This is a genomic window from Comamonas sp. MYb396, from assembly GCF_037479555.1.
GTDB lineage: Bacteria > Pseudomonadota > Gammaproteobacteria > Burkholderiales > Burkholderiaceae_C > Comamonas.
Map to the genome: position 1 here is coordinate 101,553 of NZ_JBBGYU010000005.1, position 13,442 is coordinate 114,994.

A 13,442-nucleotide genomic window follows, 5' to 3' on the forward strand; every position below is an offset into this window, starting at 1 on the left:
GCTGGCGATCAGCAAAGTGCCATCAATACACCGCAATCGGCGCCGTGCCTTCGCCGGCAAACAGCCAGGCATGCAGCGGCTGCACCGCCATCGGCCCCGAGCCGGTGAACTCCGAGAACGCCGGCAGGTTCAGGTAGGGGGCCGAGTAGGCCAGGCAAGGCAGGCGCTGGCGCAGCTGCGGCACGCGCATGGCTGGGTGCACATGGCCGTGGATATTGAGCGCAAAGTGGTGTACGCCCGGGCCCATGGGCTCGTGGCTCATCAGCACCTGGTTGCGTGCCAGGTGGGTGTGCACGTCATCGAGCAGCAAGGCCTCGGTCTGCAGGTAGCGGTCATGGTTGCCGCGCGTCAGGCTAAAGCGGGTCTTGAGGTTGGCGCGGCGCAGGTTTTGCCACAGCTGGAAAGTGTCTTCACCAATAAAGCGGCCATGCACAAAGTCGCCCAGAATCACCAGCTCCTGGGGCTGCCACTTTTGCAGAATCTGGTGCAGGCGCAGCAGGTCTTGGCGCTGCACTTCCAGCGGCACGGCCACGCCCCGGCGCCTAAAGATATCGCTCTTGCCCAGGTGCAAATCCGCGATGATCAGCATGCTCTCCTGGGGCCAGAACAATGCGCGCTCGGTCAGCACCAAAAACTCCATGCCGGCAATGCTGGCCGCGACATGGTCCTGGGGCGATGGCGACAGTTGGATGGGGGAGAAAAGCGGTGCCGATTGCGTACCTGCCATTAGTGGGTGTCCTGTGTTTGGGGCGCACGCTGCGGGGTGCTGCGTATGCCCTTGCGGGGGGCGGCCTGCTTGGGCGCCGCCTTGGTTGCGGCCTGGTTAAGGCTGCCGGGGTGGGGCGCGCGCTGCGGTGGCGTGCCCTTACGCGGGTCGCCCGGTCGTGGTGTTTTTGGTGCGCGTGCGGAGCGTAGTGCGCCTGGTGTGGGCTCGCCCCTGGCCTGGCGCTCTTGCTGTGCGGCCATGCGCCGCACCTTGTCCTGCCAGGTCTCATTGCTGAGCTGGCCACGAAAGCTCTCCGCCCACAGCCCAAACGAGAACGGCGTGTGTTTGGCCGGAAAGCGCAATGCGATCTGCCGGCCTGCAATGCTGGCCAGCAGCCTTTGCATCGTTGGCAGGTGCAGCTCCTGGTCCAGCGCCTCTTGCCGTGCCTGGCGCAGCAGCAGGTGCTCGGGGTCGTACTTGCTCAGCACATCAAACAGCAGGCTGGCCGAGACCTGCAATTGCCTATCGCTGGCCCGGCTTTTCTTGCCCGGCACCTTGGACTGCACCAGGCCCGCAATCTGCGCAATCTCCTTGAAGCGCTTGCGTGCCAATTCGCTGAAGTTCACGGCCGAGCGCAGATCGGTGTCAAGCCCGTCGAGTTGAAATATCTCTGCCCAGTCCACCGCATTCGCATCGATGGGCAAGGTGGGCTGGACCATCAGCCCGATCTCATTGCAGGCCCAGGCAAAGGTATTGGCTTGCCGATGCGCCAGGCGCGTGGCAATCAGCACCGCCAGCCCCTCATGCGCCACCCGGCCGGCAAAGGGGTAGACAAACAGCGGTGCGGCCTTGGGCGCCTGGGCGGCTTGGGTGTTGCCGACCTGCTCAATCAGCAGCTGGTCAGCATCCGGCACCAGCGAGCGCTGGCTTTGCAGCTGCAGCAAGGGCTGCAGCCATTGCAGCTCGCGGGCGTGCGGCGCGTCATCGGCGGCAGGGCTGGCAGCAGCTTGGCTCAGCAGCTGCTGCATGCGCTCGCCCAGGGATGAGGACATGGGCATCAGCGATCCGGCCCAGGCGGGGGTCAGCAGGCCCACCTGGGCACTGCGGCGCACCCAGGCGGTGTTGTTCTCCAGCCGCACCAGCACCAGGCTGCGGCCGGCAAAGTTAAACACATCGCCAGCGTTCAGGCGCGCGATAAACGCCTCTTCGACCGAGCCCAGCCGCGCGCCGCGCAGGTACTGCACATTGACTGCGCCATGCGCGGTGATCGTGCCAATCGACATGCGGTGCATGCGCACCACGCCGGTGTTGGCCGGCTGGCACAGGCCATCTTCGCAACGCAGGCGCTCGTACTGCGGGTACTGCACGAGCGAATCGCTGCCATGCTGCAAAAACGCCAGCACCGCCTGCCACTGCGCATCGCTCAGATCACAAAAAGCCGCTGTGCGCCGGACCTCGGCCAGCAGCTCCGGCGGCCTGAATCCCCCCGCCAGCGCCGCGCTCATCGCATGCTGGCTCAGCACATCAAAGCACAGGCGCAAGGGCTCGCGCCGCTCATACACCTGGGCCTCGGCCAGCTCGCGCACGGCGGCAAACTCGGCCAGGTCCATCGCCTGGGTGGCAACGGCCTCCACATGCACGGCAGCGCCGGGCCGGTGTTTAGCGCGGCCGGCGCGTTGCACCATGCGGGCCACAGACCGTGCGCCGCCAATCTGAATCACGCGCTCGACGGCGGGGAAGTCCACGCCCAAATCCAGGCTGCTGGTCGCCACCACGCAGCGCAGGGTGCCTGCGCGCAGGCGCTGTTCTACCGACTGCCGCACGCCCTGGTCCAGCGAGCCATGGTGGATGGCCAAGGTGTCAGCGTCTTCCGGCCATATGCTCGCCAGTGCCGTGTGCCACAGCTCGGCCTGGGCGCGGGTGTTGGTAAACACAATCGTGCTGGGCGCGCTGAACACCAGCTTGGCCACCTCGCCCAGATTGGCCAGGCCCAAATGCCCCGCCCAGGGCATGCGCGTGCCCAGCGGCGGCGTGATGCTGTGCAGATGAAAAGGCTTGGGCCGCCTATCCTGGATCAGCGCCGGCTCCTTCACCTGCCAGGCGCTCAGCAGCACGTCGCTGGCCTCTGCCAGGTTGCCAATCGTCGCCGACAAACCCCAGACCTGCGCGCCCGGTGCCAGCGCCTGGATGCGCGCCAGGTTCAGCTGCAGCAGCACCCCGCGCTTGCTGGGCAAGAGCTCATGCCACTCATCCACCACAATGCAGCGCAGCTGGCTGAACTGCTCGCGGCTGCGCTCATGGCTCAGCAGCAGCGCAAGCGACTCAGGCGTTATCACCACCAGTTGCGCCTTGCCGGTGTCGGTCAGGCGCTTGTCGCGCGATGTGGCGTCGCCCGTGCGCATCGCCACTTGCCAGTGGGGCAGTACGGCGGCTACCGGGCCGGTGATGCGTTCGCGGGTATCGCTGGCCAGGGCACGCAGGGGCGTTACCCAGAGCATGCGCGGGCCATGCGCTGCGCGGCCCTCGGGCGTCTCGGCTTCGGCCATCGCCTGCATCAACGGGCCCCCCAGCGCCGCCAAGGTCTTGCCCCGGCCGGTGGGGGCCGATACCAAACCGCTGTGCCCATCCGCATACGCGCGCCAGGCCTGCTGCTGGAAGATCGCCGCACCTATGTCCTGCTCCTTCAACCAGTCGCGCCAGCGCTTGGCCGCGCGCTGCATCGCGCGGTCGCTGGGGGCTGTGGTGGTGTCCAACTCAGCCATCGGCCAACTCCAGCAAGGCGCCCAGCTGGTCGGCATCCTGCGCGGTCTTGTCCTCGCGCCAGCGCAAGATGCGCGGAAAGCGCACCGCCACGCCGGATTTGTGGCGGGTGGAACGGTTCACGCCTTCAAAGGCAATCTCAAACACGAGGCTGGGCGTGACTGACCGCACCGGCCCAAAGCGCTCCACCGTGTGGCTGCGTATCCATTTGTCCAGCCGCAAAATCTCCACATCGGTCAGGCCCGAGTAGGCCTTGGCGACAGGCACCAGCGCATCGCCGCTCCACACCGCAAAGGTGTAGTCGGTGTGCAAGGTGCTGCGGCGGCCGCTGCCGCTTTGCGCATAAATCAGTACCGCATCAATGCTGAACGGGTCCACCTTCCACTTCCACCAGTCGCCCCGGCGCCGGCCTTCCTTGTAGGGGGAGGCCAGCGCCTTGAGCATCAGCCCTTCGGCGTTGCGCTCGGCGGCGGTATTGCGCAGCGGGGCCAGTGCCTCCCAGTCATCAAACGGCAATTGGGGCGACAGGCCCAGTGCGGGCAGCTGGGCCTGGTTGATCACCTCTTCCAGCCTGGCACGGCGCTGCTCCAGCGGCTGGGCGCGCAGGTCTTCGCCGTCACACTCCAGCAGGTCATAAAACAGAATGCGCGCCGGCACGGTCTGCATCAGCTTGGCAGAAGGCTTGCGCTTTTGAATGCGGCTTTGCAGCGCGACAAAGCCCAGCGGCTTGTTCTGCTCGTAATCCCAGGCGAGCAATTCGCCATCCAGCACCATATCGCCCGGTAGCAGCGCGGCGGCGGCCTCCAGCTCCGGAAAGCGGCCATCCAGCCGTTCCTCGCCGCGCGACCACAGATAGGGCGCATGGCCTTGGCGCCGCACCAGCTGCACCCGTATGCCATCCCATTTCCATTCAGCCAGCCAGTCCTTGGGGTCGCCCAAGGCTTCCGGCTCTTGCGGCAGCGGGGAGGCGAGGTAGAAGGGGTAGGGCTTATCCAGCAGCTGCGCGCTGGTGTCCGGGTCCATCAAGGCCTCATAGGCCTGGGCGCTGGGCCGCCATTCGCCCACCATGCGGTGCGCCATATCGGCGGCAGATATCCCCACCAGCGGCGCCAGGCTGTTTTGCAGGCTGCGCTTGTTAACGCCTGCGCGCAGCGATCCGGTCAGCAGCTTGTTAAAGACCAGGCGCGAAGGCGTATCCAGCTGCTGCCAGGCCTGTTGGATCGCGCGCTTGCGCTGCTCGGTATGGGCGGCCACCAGCGGCAGTAAAAATTGCTCAGTCCATTCGTCCAGACGGCTGTCGTTGTCGGGAGGCTTGAAGGTTGCGCCCAGCAAGGAGGCATGCCAGGGCGCATCGGCATCGGGGGCCACGGCTGTGCCGGGCGCATTAGCCAGCTCAGGGTGTTTGATACCCTGCTTTTGCCATGCCGCCACCAACAACGACAAGGTCTCCGCCAAATCGCCCACCTGGCGGTAGCTCTCTTCCACCAGCCACAGCGGCAGGGCGGTCAGCTCGCTCACCCAGCTGCGCAGCTCGGTGGTGGTGGCCAGCCGGTTCTTGCCGGTGTTCACCTTGCCGCCGCTCAGCACATAGACGGCCCAGGTCGCCTCGGCCGCAGTGGCACCGGCAAAGTACTGCTGCAGGGCCTGCTCCCGGTCGCGCGTGCCGGAGGCTTCGTCCAGCAACTGGTACAGCGCCACAAAGCGGTTCATTCGGCGGCCTCCTCTTCATCGCCGTAGGCGGTACGCAGGCGCTCCGCCTGTATGCCCAGGCTCTGCAAGTAGGGGATCAGCGCATCGGTATTGCCATGGGTAGCGAGCACGCGCTGGGCGCCGCTCTCGGTAATGGTGTCGACCAGTTCCTGCCAATCGGCATGGTCCGATATGACAAAGCCACGCTGCATATTGCGCCGCCGCCGATTGCCGCGCAGCAGCATCCAGCCCGAGGCAAAGCCTTGCTCCACCTGTTTAAAGCGCTTGAGCCACGCGGAATCTTGCGCAGAGGGCGGTGCCAGCACCATGCGGCCAGCAAAGTCCGTATCGGTGGGCACATCGGCCACCATCTCGGTAGCGGCCAGCGCAATGCCCGCCTGCCGGTAAATATCGGTGCCGCGTGCCATCGCACCATGCAGCAAGACGGGCGCATCCAGCTTGCCGGCCAAGCCTGCCAGTACCCGCTGGGCCTTGCCCAGGCTGTAGGCATACAGCACTGCCGCCTTGCCCTGAGCCTTGCAATGCGCCACCCAGCGCTCAATGCGCTCCACCTCATGGGCCATCGTGGGCCAGGCGTACACCGGGTAGGCAAAGGTCGCCTCGCAAATCAGGGTGTCGCAGCGCAGCAGCTCAAACGCCTCGCAGGTTGGGTCTGGCTCGCGCTTGAAGTCACCGGTAAACACCCACACCGCATCGCCGTGCTGCACCCGCACCTGGGCGGAACCAAGAGTGTGCCCCGCCGGGTGCAGCGATACCTGCACCTCCCCCATCGTGATCGTCTGCCCAAACGGCAGCGCATGGATGTTCTGCTCCCCCAGCCGCCAGTGCAATATCGGCTCGCTGGTCGAGCTGCAGTAGTACTCGCCCATCCCCACATGGGCATGGTCCGAGTGGCCGTGGGTGACAAAAGTGCGGTGTACCGGCTTCCAGGCATCAATAAAAAAATCCCCAGCCGCGCAGTACAGACCTTTGTCGGTCAGGGTGATGACGTCAGCGGGTGGGGCGTTGGCAGATGCAGAAGCAGCGAGCATGGGCAAATTCTGCGGCTGCGTGGGCGGGGGTGGGCGTCAGAGTTTGCCTTGTTGGGATGCGGGAGAAGGATTGTATTCTAGATTAATCTATTTTGAATAGTAGAGTCTTCGTGTGCGTTACTGATCTCGCCTGTTGCAATTACTTCAAGATAACTCTCTTTATTTTTCAAAAAATCTGATGTTATTAATCCTCTTCTGTGCAGGGATACGTAAAGAGCGGCAGCGTAGGCTTGACAATTTATGGATTTTTCGGGATTGAATGCGATGTCTGAGAAGGCTTGGTAGTCGAGTACTTGCTCGGCAAGAGCAGGCTGCCTGTGTAGTGCATTGATATATAGCCAATCATAGAAGGCAGTTCTCGGAAGAAGATCCCAGTCCCTTCCATAAAAACTGAATTTCAAAAGGTTTCCACTGGTTTTTAGGCGTGAATCCTTTTTCGCTTCTATAGAGCTCATTTCAAGCATGTCTGGAAATGGTCCTGCGTATTCGAAAACCTTGCTTGCCTGATACGCGCACTCCAAGCTGTATTCTCGACCTTTGGGCGTTATTACCATTAAATTAAATGCGCTAAGATTTACACCTATATCATCTGGTGATTTACTGGATATTTCTAAAATCCGTTGTATGGAAATTTCTTTCTTAGCATTTTCGTGTAATGATGCTATTGATTTTTGAGACTGAACTTTCGCCATTCCCGGGAACCACTGGAAATTTATAGAATGCGTCTGTACTAAAAGTGGTCCACTTAGTGACGGGGAGAAGATTGGGCGAGAAGCCATACCGTATTACCTCCAATGTTCATAATCACTGCGTGGCGAAAAATAGCCCCAATTATACCAGACATCACATCCGAGACGCGCTTCTAAAAGGCGATCTCTTTCAGCCGAATACTTTACATTAATATTTTTAATATATTCGCGGGGGATGCCATTTAAAAATAAAACTTCGGCTTGTGGGTTGGTAGTATATTCATTTGGAATTCCTAAATTCTCACGTACTACCCCGGGTACATCGTTGAACATGGCTGTAAACGCATTCAGTGATTTTCTTTCGTTGATTGGTATAGCGCTTATTTCTGCAGATGCAGCATTGGCAAAACAGAATGCACATTCTAATTCCCATAATGCTCTGGGATGGATTTCAAGCACGGCCCATTCGGTATTTGGATTCGCTCGCTGAAGAGAGAAAAACATCTTATAATTTGGGAAGCTAATGGTAGCGCAAATTGCTGACGTGCGATCAACTCTTATCTGATCATTATAATTAACGAACCCATTTTCAATAAGGATATCACGTCTAACTAATCCATTTTGTAATATTGAAGAAATATTCTCTTTTCTCGTGAAATGAATTAGACTTCTGATTCCTCGAGATTGCGCATAAGACTGAATGTTCATAATATCACCGAAAAATATTAATTTCTCAATGTAACACAAAGTGTCAATTGTTCGAAGATATTTTTGAAGATTTCTTCAATATACTTAAGCTTCTTGTTTGAAATTTTCTATTTTTAAATTGTTGCCGCCTGATTTGAAAATTATTTCGTTCGAAATTTATGGGCTGCTGGGAGCCTACAAGAAGATCTTTAGATAAATAAACTTGTAGAAATGCGGCCTTTGTTGATGACTAGTATTGGAATTGCATCTTATAGAATAGTGTGATGGGATCTTGCTGCACTGGGTAAGTCTCTCTATGTTGAATACTTAGTAATTCGAGGTCTATGGCTATTCACTTCTCCAAGATGTTTAGCGCAACTAAGCGAGCTAGCAGTGGTGATTGGTCCGATGAAGAGCTACAAGCAACCGTTGCCAGCTATGCAGAAATGATGCAGTTCGATGCAGAGGGAACCCCATACGTGAAAGCTCACTACTACCGCGATCTTTCAACGCGGTTTGGTCGAGTCGAGGGTGCATTCGAACGCCGCATGCAGAACATCTCGTATTTGCTGGAGTCGCAGGGTTTGGAACGACTCCGTGGCCTCAAGCCTCAACGGAATGTTGGGGCAAACGTTCAGCCGCGGCTGAAGGGGTTCCTCGATGGGGTTTTTGGCGAGTTGTCCACTCCGCTTAGATTTGCGGAAGAACTGGTGGATACCGCTGGCGTCATCGAAGGTGTCAAGAAGCAGGTGACGGTCAACGCGTATGAGCGTGACTCAACGGCAAAGCGACGATGTATCAAGCGATGGGGCTGCACTTGCGCTGCTTGCGGCTTTGATTTTCATAAGGTGTATGGGGATCTCGGCAAAGGATTCATTCATGTGCATCACCTCAAACCGATTCATACCCTTGGTGGGTCTTATTTACTAGATCCAGAGAATGATCTACGGCCTGTTTGCCCCAACTGTCATTCCATGTTGCATCGTAAGACGGAGGTTTTGTCGATTGAGGACCTCAGAAACATCCTTGCACGTGAACGACAAAACTAGGTCAGTCCAACAATAAGTTGGAGATGGACTACTCCTTGCCTCCCAACAACACCCGAACCAACCTCTCCCCATCCTGCAGCCAAAACCCCGGATCCGCCTGCCGGATCCGGTCAATCGCGTTATTCATATGCGCGGTCGCTGCCGCCCGCGCAGCGGCCGGGTCGCCCGCCTCAATCGCCTCCACAATCCGCGCATGCTCCTGGGTCACCGCAGCGGCAAAATCTTGCCGCCGCGCCTCATTAGCACGCGTGATGCGCGTGGCGCCAGCTAGCACTTGCGACAGGTAATCCAAGGTACTGAGCAAAAAAGGATTGCCAGAGGCCTGAGCTATGACGCGGTGCAGGGCGACGTCTTCGGCTACACCGTCTTGGCCATTGGCTACCGCCTTGGCCAATGCCTTGACGCCAGCGCGGATGTGGCGCAGATCGGCGGTGCTGCGGCGGGCGGCTGCTAGTTCGGCCACTTCGGCCTCTAGCGCGCGGCGCACTTCTACGATCTGGATAACGGCCTCTTGCGAGGCGGCATGGCCTTTTTCCAGGTCCAGAGGTTCGGCCCTAGGCGCTTGTACAAAGACGCCGCTGCCTTGGCGGGAGGCGACCAGGCCGCTGGATTTGAGGCGGGACAGCGCCTCTCGCACCACTGTTCGGCTAACGCCAAATTGCGCCACCAGCAGCAGCTCGGTGGGCAGGCGGTCTCCCGGTTGCATGTGTCCTTGCCGAATGCTGGCCTCCAGCGCCTGGGCCACTTGGTCGGCGAGGGAGTTGGCGGCCTTGACGGGCGTGAAGGAGATCGGCATGCGTGGGCAGGAGCTGGTTGCTGGGAGTGGGCGCTGGCTGCTGCCAGGCCGCAAGATGGGGCTTACTGTACTCCAGCCCAGGGGCGCTGCCTGCGCCCTAGGCGCAATGGATCGCTATGCCTTGTGTTTGGCCAAGGGGCAGGCTGCTGTGGATGCGGTGGCTGCATCTGCCGCAACGGGGCGATCTGCTTGCCGCCAGCCTGCATAGTCAAGGCACGCCAACGCCAAAGCCGCAGGCCCTTATTGGCGGCCTGCGGCGGGGTGCGTGGTGGCCGCTGCCCTGCATGCACTGCAGCGGCTACGACCCCATCAGCAGATGCCAGCCTTATTTAGGCAGCAGCACCTTGTCGATCACATGGATCACGCCATTGGATTGGTAGACATCGGGGATGGTGACGGTGGCGGTGCCGCCTTTCTCGTCCGTCAGCATGACCTTGGAGCCTTGGGCTTTGGCGACCAGGGTGCCACCGCTGACAGTCTTGATGCTGGCCATGCCTCCGCCGTCCTTGATCATCTTGCTGATCGCTGCGGCATCCCACTTGCCTGCCACCACGTGGTAGGTCAGCACGGTGGTCAACATGGCCTTGTTCTCGGGCTTGAGCAGGTTGTCTACGGTGCCGGCGGGCAGGGCCGCAAAGGCGGCATTGGTGGGGGCAAACACGGTGAAGGGGCCTGGGCCCTTAAGGGTCTCTACCAGGCCTGCAGCCTTGACTGCTGCCACCAGGGTGGTGTGGTCCTTGGAGTTGACGGCGTTGTCGATGATGTCCTTGGTGGGCAGCATGGGCGCGCCGCCCACCATCACGTCTTTGGCGATCGCTGCCATGGAGGTGCTAGCGACCATGAATGCCATGCCATAAGAGACCAGTTTGCGGGTACTTTGAATCGAGGCCATGAGTTGCTCCTTGCGTGTGGATGTTCAGCCGAAAAAACGTTGCGGCTGTTTGGAATACGCAGCGGATGGCGCACTGGATTCAACAAATGTGGAAACGCTTGTAAAGAGGGGAGCAAGGGAGCCGATGCAGCCAACGCAAAATTTTTTTGCATCCACTGCATCCATACGAGCATCTGGCGACTAGTAACACTAACAGCACATCAATGAGCGCTGTTTTCACTCTCGTCCTGTCCCCCTAACTTAGGAGAACTCGTATGTTGACCTCTCGCACAGCACCCCGTATCGCCGCCATCGCCACCGCAGTGGCCTCCATCGGCCTGCTCACCGCTTGCGGCTCGATGCAGAAAAAGGAGATGGCTTTCTCGCAGGCTTCGCTGCCAGCAACCATCCAGGTGCCAGCCGGCCACAAGGTGGCTTGGGAGACGGTGGGTTCGGGTGACATCACCTACGAATGCCGCGACAAGGCCAATGCAGCCGGCCAGACCGAATGGGTGTTTGTGGGCCCAGACGCAGTGCTGAAGGACCGCGCTGGCAAGTCGGTTGGCCGCTACTACGGCCCACCAGCTACTTGGGAAGCGAACGACGGCTCCAAGCTGACGGCAACCCAGCTGGCCGTGGCGCCAGCAGGTGCCGGCAATCTGCCGTACCAATTGGTGAAGGCCAACCCCGCAACGGGCAGCGGTGCTTTGGTGGGTGTGAGTCATATCCAGCGCGTGGCCTTGAAGGGCGGTGTGGCACCGGCTGACAAGCCTTGCACGCCAGCACAGAAGGGCCAAAAGACGGTGGTGCAGTACCAAGCTGACTACATCTTCTGGAAGCCAATGTAAACTTTTGTTTTCTAGCGGCTACACTCGAAGAAGGATTTCCTCCCCTTTCCTTCTTCGTGGATTGCCTTCATGCCGCCTGCCGCTTCTGTGACCGACGACAATTTTGACCATGCTTTGGCGCTAGAAGCTTGCGCGCGTGGCGACCGCCATGCGCTGCAGCGTATCTATGAGCAAGAGTCGCGCTATCTGCTGGGGGTGGCCATGCGCATTGTGCGCAGCCGCGCAGCGGCCGAAGATGTGCTGCACGATGCCTTTGTGTCGATCTGGAGCAAGGCGCACAGTTTTGATGCGGCGCGGGGTGCGGCTAGAGGCTGGATCTATAGCATTGTTCGGCATGCCGCATTGAACCGGGTGCGCAGCAGCGCCCGCGAAAGCACACTGGATGAGCCGACCGCCGCTGCCTATGAAGCCAGCGCCGCAATGGCTGCCTGGCAGGAAGAGGGCGATGCCCTGGACCGCCAGGCCCAGCTGGGCCGCCTGGGCCAGTGCCTGGATGGCCTGGAGCCACAGCGCCGCGAATGCCTGCTGCATGCCTATGTAGATGGTTGCAGCCACAGTGAGATTGCAGCGCGGGTGCAGGCCCCGCTGGGAACCGTCAAAGCGTGGATACAAAGGGGCCTGCGCGCCCTGCGGGAATGCATGCAATGAGCGCCGATACCAACAACCATTTGCCGCCCGATGGCGACAGCCCGGACGACCTGCAGACGCTGGCCGGCCAGTATGTGCTGGGCACGCAGGATGCCGCACAGCGCCGCGCAATCGAAGAGCGCCTGCCGCAGGATGCTGCGCTGCGCGCCGCCGTGGATGCCTGGGAGCAGCGCCTGCAACCCTTGACAACTCTGGCCCCGCCGCAAGAGCCGAGCACGGGCCTGTGGCCACGCATTACGGCCAGCCTGTGGCCCGCAGCCGAGCTGCAGCGAGCCGCCGCCGCAGTGCCGCGCCGCTGGTGGGATTGGGACAGCCTGGCGCTATGGCGTGGCCTGGCCGGCAGCGGTTTTGCAGCCGCTGCGGTGCTGGCCGGTGTGCTGGTGCTGGGCCCCGCGCCCGCACCAGGGCCCGCTCGCTACTTTGTGGTGCTGGCCGCGCCGCAAAGCCAGGCCCCTGGCTGGCTGGTGCAGGCCCAGGCGGCAGACCGGCTGCGCTTGGTGCCGCTAGGCACCGATGTGGTGCCGGCCGAGAAATCCTTGCAGTTCTGGACCAAGGCCGATGGCTGGAGCGCCCCGGTGTCGCTGGGCCTCGTCAAACCGGGTGAGGCGATTGAGGTGCCCGTGGACAAGCTGCCACCGCTGCAGCCCAACCAGCTGTTTGAGCTGACCTTGGAGCCGGCAGGCGGATCGCCGATTGGCAAGCCGACAGGGCCGATCCAGTTCATCGGCCGGGCGGTGCAAATCTAGCGCGAGTCTTTTTGCAAAGCACAAAGGGGCCAGTTCAATCACTTGGCCCCTTTGCTTTGGTCTGCCTAATGTCGGCAGATATCGGCTGGAATCGGCAGGTCAACGAAGCCGCATTAGCGGTTATCTCCACCTCGGTGCGCCCATGCGGTCGTCCGCTTCTCGACAAAGCTGAACAGCTCATACATCACCATCGCCATGGCGCCCACCACCAACAGGCCCGCAAAGGCCAGGCCCATTTGCATCGATGAGCCGGCGGAGATCAGCAGGTAGCCAATGCCTTCGTTGGCGGCGGTCATCTCGGACACGGTGGTGCCGACAAAGGCCAGGGTGATGGCAACCTTGAGCGAGCCGTAGAAATAGGGCAGCGAGCGGGGCAGGCCGACCTTGATCAACACATCCCAGCGCTTGGCGCCCAGCACGCGCAGGACGTCTTCCAGCTCCGGCTCCAAGGTGGCCAGGCCGGTGGCGATATTGACCATGATGGGGAAGAAGCTGATCAGAAACGCGGTGAGGATGGCCGGGCCAATGCCGATGCCAAACCAGACCACGAGGATGGGCACAAAGGCGGCCTTGGGCAGTGCGTTGAAGGCGGTCATCAGTGGGTAGACGGCGGCATAGGCCAGGCGCGAGCTGCCAATCAAAAAGCCCAGCAAAACACCGACGACGATGGCCACGCCAAAGCCGGCCATCGTCACCCAGAAGGTGCGCCAGGCGTGCGCAGCGATGACGGCGTGGAACTCCAGAAACTGCTGCCAGATCAGCAAGGGGCTGGGGAAGATGAACTCCGACACCTGGAAGGCCGAGCAGATGATTTGCCAGACGATGACGACGGCGGCCAGCAGCAGCCAGGGCGACCAGCGTTCGAGCTTGGGGTTGTTGAGCTTGTACATAAGTGAATGGG

General features: G+C 60.7%; 13 protein-coding genes. 4 read left to right on the plus strand and 9 right to left on the minus strand.

Annotated features, from left to right (window positions below; translation table 11 throughout):
• Positions 1-22 precede the first annotated feature (22 nt).
• From pdeM to WH265_RS13060, 6 genes are all read right to left on the minus strand, one after another.
• The gene (gene pdeM, locus WH265_RS13035; protein ID WP_339558556.1) at positions 23-727 is read right to left on the minus strand and encodes a ligase-associated DNA damage response endonuclease PdeM; all 705 of its coding nucleotides are present in this window, start codon (positions 725-727) and stop codon (positions 23-25) included.
• A complete protein-coding gene (locus WH265_RS13040; protein WP_339558557.1) occupies positions 727-3,468 on the minus strand; it encodes a ligase-associated DNA damage response DEXH box helicase in 2,742 nt (913 codons plus the stop codon). The genes pdeM and WH265_RS13040 overlap by 1 nt, the downstream gene beginning before the upstream one ends.
• A complete protein-coding gene (locus tag WH265_RS13045; RefSeq protein ID WP_339558558.1) occupies positions 3,461-5,176 on the minus strand; it encodes an ATP-dependent DNA ligase in 1,716 nt (571 codons plus the stop codon). Before WH265_RS13045 ends, WH265_RS13040 begins: the two co-directional genes overlap by 8 nt.
• Positions 5,173-6,207, minus strand: a complete 1,035-nt coding sequence (locus WH265_RS13050) for a ligase-associated DNA damage response exonuclease (RefSeq protein ID WP_339558559.1) — start codon at positions 6,205-6,207, stop codon at positions 5,173-5,175. Before WH265_RS13050 ends, WH265_RS13045 begins: the two co-directional genes overlap by 4 nt.
• A 77-nt stretch (positions 6,208-6,284) precedes the next feature.
• The gene (locus WH265_RS13055; protein ID WP_339558560.1) at positions 6,285-6,986 is read right to left on the minus strand and encodes a DarT1-associated NADAR antitoxin family protein; all 702 of its coding nucleotides are present in this window, start codon (positions 6,984-6,986) and stop codon (positions 6,285-6,287) included.
• A 6-nt stretch (positions 6,987-6,992) separates the two neighbouring features.
• The gene (locus WH265_RS13060; RefSeq protein ID WP_339558561.1) at positions 6,993-7,604 is read right to left on the minus strand and encodes a DarT ssDNA thymidine ADP-ribosyltransferase family protein; all 612 of its coding nucleotides are present in this window, start codon (positions 7,602-7,604) and stop codon (positions 6,993-6,995) included.
• 323 nt (positions 7,605-7,927) lie between these two features.
• On the opposite strand from WH265_RS13060, the gene WH265_RS13065 reads away from it, so the two are divergent.
• Positions 7,928-8,632 carry an HNH endonuclease gene (locus WH265_RS13065; RefSeq protein WP_339558562.1) on the plus strand — a complete coding sequence of 235 codons (705 nt, stop codon included), beginning with the start codon at positions 7,928-7,930 and terminating at the stop codon, positions 8,630-8,632.
• Between the two features lie 28 nt (positions 8,633-8,660).
• On the opposite strand, the gene WH265_RS13070 is transcribed toward WH265_RS13065, so the two are convergent.
• Both WH265_RS13070 and WH265_RS13075 read right to left on the minus strand, forming a co-directional pair.
• The gene (locus tag WH265_RS13070) at positions 8,661-9,428 is read right to left on the minus strand and encodes a FadR/GntR family transcriptional regulator (RefSeq protein WP_339558563.1); all 768 of its coding nucleotides are present in this window, start codon (positions 9,426-9,428) and stop codon (positions 8,661-8,663) included.
• A gap of 325 nt (positions 9,429-9,753) precedes the next feature.
• Entirely contained in the window at positions 9,754-10,320 is a 567-nt protein-coding gene (locus tag WH265_RS13075) for a fasciclin domain-containing protein (RefSeq protein WP_339558564.1), read from the minus strand.
• 254 nt (positions 10,321-10,574) lie between these two features.
• Here WH265_RS13075 and WH265_RS13080 point away from each other — a divergent pair, with 254 nt between their 5' ends.
• From WH265_RS13080 to WH265_RS13090, 3 genes are all read left to right on the plus strand, one after another.
• The gene (locus WH265_RS13080; RefSeq protein WP_339520324.1) at positions 10,575-11,147 is read left to right on the plus strand and encodes a DUF3455 domain-containing protein; all 573 of its coding nucleotides are present in this window, start codon (positions 10,575-10,577) and stop codon (positions 11,145-11,147) included.
• A 69-nt stretch (positions 11,148-11,216) separates the two neighbouring features.
• Complete coding sequence (locus WH265_RS13085) at positions 11,217-11,795, plus strand: sigma-70 family RNA polymerase sigma factor (protein WP_339558565.1); 579 nt, start codon at positions 11,217-11,219, stop codon at positions 11,793-11,795.
• Positions 11,792-12,541 (plus strand): anti-sigma factor, encoded by a 750-nt coding sequence (locus WH265_RS13090; RefSeq protein WP_339558566.1) that lies wholly within the window; start codon positions 11,792-11,794, stop codon positions 12,539-12,541. Before WH265_RS13085 ends, WH265_RS13090 begins: the two co-directional genes overlap by 4 nt.
• A gap of 113 nt (positions 12,542-12,654) precedes the next feature.
• On the opposite strand, the gene WH265_RS13095 is transcribed toward WH265_RS13090, so the two are convergent.
• Positions 12,655-13,431: an ABC transporter permease gene (locus tag WH265_RS13095; protein ID WP_339558567.1), complete on the minus strand. Its 777-nt coding sequence runs from the start codon at positions 13,429-13,431 to the stop codon at positions 12,655-12,657.
• Positions 13,432-13,442: the final 11 nt, after the last annotated feature.

Bases quoted from the DNA above. Each gene is read 5' to 3' on its own strand.
- WH265_RS13040 (WP_339558557.1), bottom strand. From the start codon at position 3,468: ATGGCTGAGTTGGACACCACCACAGCCCCCAGCGACCGCGCGATGCAG.
- WH265_RS13045 (WP_339558558.1), bottom strand. From the start codon at position 5,176: ATGAACCGCTTTGTGGCGCTGTACCAGTTGCTGGACGAAGCCTCCGGC.
- WH265_RS13085 (WP_339558565.1), top strand. From the start codon at position 11,217: ATGCCGCCTGCCGCTTCTGTGACCGACGACAATTTTGACCATGCTTTG.
- WH265_RS13080 (WP_339520324.1), top strand. From the start codon at position 10,575: ATGTTGACCTCTCGCACAGCACCCCGTATCGCCGCCATCGCCACCGCA.
- pdeM (WP_339558556.1), bottom strand. From the start codon at position 727: ATGGCAGGTACGCAATCGGCACCGCTTTTCTCCCCCATCCAACTGTCG.
- WH265_RS13090 (WP_339558566.1), top strand. From the start codon at position 11,792: ATGAGCGCCGATACCAACAACCATTTGCCGCCCGATGGCGACAGCCCG.
- WH265_RS13095 (WP_339558567.1), bottom strand. From the start codon at position 13,431: ATGTACAAGCTCAACAACCCCAAGCTCGAACGCTGGTCGCCCTGGCTG.
- WH265_RS13070 (WP_339558563.1), bottom strand. From the start codon at position 9,428: ATGCCGATCTCCTTCACGCCCGTCAAGGCCGCCAACTCCCTCGCCGAC.
- WH265_RS13075 (WP_339558564.1), bottom strand. From the start codon at position 10,320: ATGGCCTCGATTCAAAGTACCCGCAAACTGGTCTCTTATGGCATGGCA.
- WH265_RS13055 (WP_339558560.1), bottom strand. From the start codon at position 6,986: ATGGCTTCTCGCCCAATCTTCTCCCCGTCACTAAGTGGACCACTTTTA.
- WH265_RS13065 (WP_339558562.1), top strand. From the start codon at position 7,928: ATGGCTATTCACTTCTCCAAGATGTTTAGCGCAACTAAGCGAGCTAGC.
- WH265_RS13060 (WP_339558561.1), bottom strand. From the start codon at position 7,604: ATGAACATTCAGTCTTATGCGCAATCTCGAGGAATCAGAAGTCTAATT.
- WH265_RS13050 (WP_339558559.1), bottom strand. From the start codon at position 6,207: ATGCTCGCTGCTTCTGCATCTGCCAACGCCCCACCCGCTGACGTCATC.